We start from the raw sequence: 3,871 nt of genomic DNA on the forward strand, positions 1-3,871 counted from the left end.
ACCGAGTGATCTGGCGGAAAAGCTGACGTGCGAACCGGAAACCGACATTCGCCACTGCGCAGCGAGTCCGGAACTTTGGGCTCGGAGGAGACATTCTCCGCGTCTCAGCACAAAATTGGGGAGCAGATGGCTGCTAAGCGGGACGTAGCGGCCGTCCAGTATTCTCTACTGCATCGACAAAAACGGGAATTTGGGATATCGCCGCACTATGAGGAGTTATATCGTAGACACAGCCGGGACAGTTTTATTCTTCACTGCGATCGCAGCTCTTAGCGAACTTCTTATCGCTGGTATGGACCCCATACAGGTTTTGACCGCGCGGATGATTATGATACCGGTCATGATGATTACGGCGCGGCCCTTTGGACTTTGGCGGGATTGGTTTTTTCTGAAGTTTCGACCGCTACGTAGGATGTCCAATGTCTTCTGTGACATCATCGCTTTCACCACATTTCAAGTGCCAGTCTATATGGCGACCCTTGTGGTGGCAGGCGCGTCCATTTCTGAGATCGGCGCGGCCGTCAGTTCATCTATCGTATTTATGATCCTCCTTAGCCGACCTTTTGGAATTTATCTCGATACCCTGAGAAACCTGGCTGGAACTTCCGTAAAGTAGGGCTCGGACTCGACCTTCGCTGCGGTTTCGGTCATGGGCAGCAATGCGGACAAAGCCGCCATTCGTGCTCAGTCCTGCGGCGCGCTTACGTTCAATTTAGATCGGCGGGACAGTGGCCGCGGTAAGCGAAAAAAGCCGTCGTCAGGGCCACGGACAGAACCAGCAACGGGGCGATGGCATGGCTGAACTCGCCGTGCGACAGAACCGTGCCCGCGGCTCCGAGCATCACCAGGCTGGCGAGGCCTGCGCCCCAGAGCCGGGTCGGGCGCCAAGCGATCAGCGCCGCCGCAGTCAGTTCCAGCACGCCGGTGACGTAGTGGAACCAGCCGGGATAGCCCCACCTTGCGTAATCGGCGAGGATGGTTCCGGAGGCGAAGATATTGCTGATCCCGCCCACGACAAAGAACGCGGCCAGCAGCCAAGAGAGGAGGGATTTCCAGGGAAGATTACGCATGTTGGTTATTGTCTCCGCGCAAGGCGCCATGAAGGAAGGTCGATATCGTCTCACGCACATGATGCGCGCGTTCGTCAGGTGAAACCGGGGCAGTGTGCCCGGTCAGCGCGCGCAGTTGCGGGCCGGCCGTCAGCAGCAAGACGAACTGTTCGGCGCGCGTTTCGGGCGAAGGGCCGTGGCGTAATCCGGGCCGCCCACGAAGCCATTCAGCGAGGATTGCCGTGCCGGTCTCATGTCCCGACCGCAGGATCGACTGCGCCAGGTCAGGGAAACGCTGACCTTCGGAGATCATCAGGCGGTGCAGGGCCAGCGTGCGTGGCTGTAAGACGATCTCAAGCATCCTTTTGCCGAATATCGTCAGGGTCGGGCCGATCTCCCCTTCACCTATATCAAGATCTCGCAAGGGCTGGGTTTGGTCATCACACAGCCGAGTGACGACGTCGATGAACAGCCCCTGCTTTCCACCGAAACGACCGTAGACATTGCGCCGAGAGCCACCCACCCGGCCGATGAGTTCGTCGATTGACACGCCTTCGTAGCCGCGTTCGAGGAACAGCTCTGCGGCCGTATCGGTCAGCGCCTGAATGCGTGCCGCGCCATGTGCAGTTCGGTGAGTAACGGATTGCATGCCTTGCCTGTCTGTTGAAGAAATATGGTAACATACCATACCATATGATTTAAGCAACCTTTATCAAATCATGCCGCATATGGGCAGACCGAACGGCGGTTTTCGGGCCGCGCCTTCCGCGGCACTCGCGAGCAACTACCTTCCAGTTGCCTGCCTGAATGTCTCGGATGGGCTCGAAGTTGACGCTCGCCGCATAGACCATGAACGACTGCTCTCAGACAAAAACACCTTGCCAGAACATGCGGCCAAAAGCGGTGGTTTTGGAGCGAAGTCCAGACAAGGCGTATCCCGACCGCGGTCGTCTGAAGCGATCCAAGAAGATCCCGGCAATGAGGCTTATCGCGCGGCCCTTTAAGTCTGCCGCAAACGCTTGTGGATTATCTGTGGAACAGGAATGCATTTATGAAGTTGGGGTATTAGTCATAATGAGAGGCTGCCCATGCGCTCGACCACCTTCCTCACATGTCTCGCCATAGCATTCCCGCATCTCGCCTTCGCCCAAGCCGGAGCGGGCAGCAGCGAGCCCGCAGCCGAAGAAGATCGAGGCCGACAGGGCGTCGAAATCGTAGGCCACGTCATAAAGCCGATCCCGATCGAGTGGAGCGAGGAGCGCATGGAGCGGCTGGCACTTCCCGACGGCTTCGATATAGATGTCTTTGCACGTGATCTCGAGAACCCCCGGATGATCCGCGTTGCAGATGATGGCGCGGTCTATGTCACTCAGCGGGATCCCGGCAACGTGCTGATGCTACGCGACAATGACGACGACGGCACGGCCGACGAGCAGCAGATCGTCGTCGAGCGCGAAGGCCTGCATGGCATTGAGATCGACGACGACACCGTCTATTTGATGACAGTGAAGGAAGTCTTTCGCACTGAGCGGCAGGACGACGGGAGCTTCGACGAGTTGGAGACCATCGCCGATGACTTTCCTGAAGGCGGCCAGCATCCGAACCGGATGATCGTGATGGGGCCGGATGGAAACCTATTCATCTCGGTCGGTTCAACCTGCAATGCTTGCGGTGAAACGAACGAGGAAAACGCAACCATCGTTTCGATGGCCCCGGACGGCTCGGCTCGCGAGATATTTGCCTCTGGCCTGCGCAACACGATCGGCTACGGCTTCCAGCCATCAACCGGGCAGCTCTATGGGTTCGACCACGGCATCGACTGGCTGGGCGACAATGAGCAGCATGAAGAGTTCAACCGCATCGAGCAGGGGGTCCGCTATGGCTGGCCTTATGTCTACGCCCTGTCGCGGTTCAATCCGCAGGACACTCCGCCGGATAGCTCGTTTAGTGAATATGCCGACGGCAGCGAAGAACCTATCGGCTTGCACACACCGCACGCGGCACCAATGCAGATGGCCTTTTATACGGGAGATTCTTACCCTGAAGACTATCATGGCGATGCTTTTGTGGCCTTTCGTGGCTCATGGAACCGACAGCCGCCCTCTGGATATGAGGTTATGCGCGTGGACTTTGAGAATGGCGAGCCTGTCGGCATGGAGCCATTCGTCACAGGGTTCCTGATGCAAGACGATGCAAGCCCGACTGGTTGGGGCAACATGGGGCGTCTTGCCGGTTTGGCTCAGGGTCCGGATGGTGCGCTCTATCTATCGGACGATACGGGTGGGGTGATCTACCGTATTCAATACGTTGGTGACAAAGCGTTGGACAGGTCCGAGCCCGAGTTCACCAATGCGGATTCAGGGGAACTGAACCTTGGCCTGGTCTCGCCAAACTGAAAATCTTAGCGCCGCTGCAAACCTGACGAGAGCGTTCTGTCTTCTGTGTAACTGGGATCTGGTCCATGCTTCCTGAGAGCTGAGCGACAGTTAGACAATAGGCATAACGAAGAATTACTCCTCAGGTCTGGGATCATCTCCAGCGACATGGATATGGGCTTCCAGCCCACAGGCGAGATAGCAGAGTTCCACTCGATGTGGCGGAGGAAGGGCACCACGGCGCAGTAGCTGGGTGCCAAACCCCTCATGCTCAGGCTTGGTCACCGGGGGACCGCCGTGCTCCTTCCAGTGCAGCTCCAGCGCCCCATCTGCGGTGCTCTGCCAGCTTACATCGATACCGCCCGTAGGCACCGAAAGCGCGCCATGCTTGACGGCGTTGGTGGCAAGTTCATGGAGCGCCATGGCAAGGCCGGAAATCGCCTTGTT

The 3,871-nt window shown here is 57.9% G+C and carries 4 protein-coding genes and 1 pseudogene; 2 read left to right on the forward strand and 3 right to left on the reverse strand.

Annotated elements, in window-relative coordinates:
• Positions 1-208 precede the first annotated feature (208 nt).
• On the forward strand, positions 209-616 hold the full coding sequence (alaE, locus tag ACGYLA_RS19355) for an L-alanine exporter AlaE (protein WP_067625235.1): 408 nt from the start codon (positions 209-211) through the stop codon (positions 614-616).
• 91 nt (positions 617-707) lie between these two features.
• Here alaE and ACGYLA_RS19360 read toward each other — a convergent pair whose 3' ends face one another.
• Together ACGYLA_RS19360 and ACGYLA_RS19365 are read right to left on the reverse strand one after the other, a co-directional pair.
• On the reverse strand, positions 708-1,070 hold the full coding sequence (locus ACGYLA_RS19360) for a DoxX family protein (protein ID WP_067625232.1): 363 nt from the start codon (positions 1,068-1,070) through the stop codon (positions 708-710).
• A complete protein-coding gene (locus tag ACGYLA_RS19365) occupies positions 1,063-1,698 on the reverse strand; it encodes a TetR/AcrR family transcriptional regulator (protein WP_067625230.1) in 636 nt (211 codons plus the stop codon). Before ACGYLA_RS19365 ends, ACGYLA_RS19360 begins: the two co-directional genes overlap by 8 nt.
• Positions 1,699-2,137: 439 nt before the next feature.
• On the opposite strand from ACGYLA_RS19365, the gene ACGYLA_RS19370 reads away from it, so the two are divergent.
• The gene (locus ACGYLA_RS19370; protein ID WP_394434608.1) at positions 2,138-3,445 is read left to right on the forward strand and encodes a PQQ-dependent sugar dehydrogenase; all 1,308 of its coding nucleotides are present in this window, start codon (positions 2,138-2,140) and stop codon (positions 3,443-3,445) included.
• A gap of 114 nt (positions 3,446-3,559) precedes the next feature.
• Here the strand turns inward: ACGYLA_RS19370 and ACGYLA_RS19375 are convergent.
• A pseudogene (locus tag ACGYLA_RS19375) lies at positions 3,560-3,871 on the reverse strand (hybrid sensor histidine kinase/response regulator); the annotation flags it as partial.

The organism is Sulfitobacter sp. 1A13679 (assembly GCF_043557115.1).
Taxonomy (GTDB): Bacteria; Pseudomonadota; Alphaproteobacteria; order Rhodobacterales; family Rhodobacteraceae; genus Sulfitobacter; species Sulfitobacter faviae.

Excerpts from the sequence above, each read along its gene's own strand:
- ACGYLA_RS19370 (WP_394434608.1), top strand. The coding sequence starts at position 2,138 with ATGCGCTCGACCACCTTCCTCACATGTCTCGCCATAGCATTCCCGCAT.
- alaE (WP_067625235.1), top strand. The coding sequence starts at position 209 with ATGAGGAGTTATATCGTAGACACAGCCGGGACAGTTTTATTCTTCACT.
- ACGYLA_RS19360 (WP_067625232.1), bottom strand. The coding sequence starts at position 1,070 with ATGCGTAATCTTCCCTGGAAATCCCTCCTCTCTTGGCTGCTGGCCGCG.
- ACGYLA_RS19365 (WP_067625230.1), bottom strand. The coding sequence starts at position 1,698 with ATGCAATCCGTTACTCACCGAACTGCACATGGCGCGGCACGCATTCAG.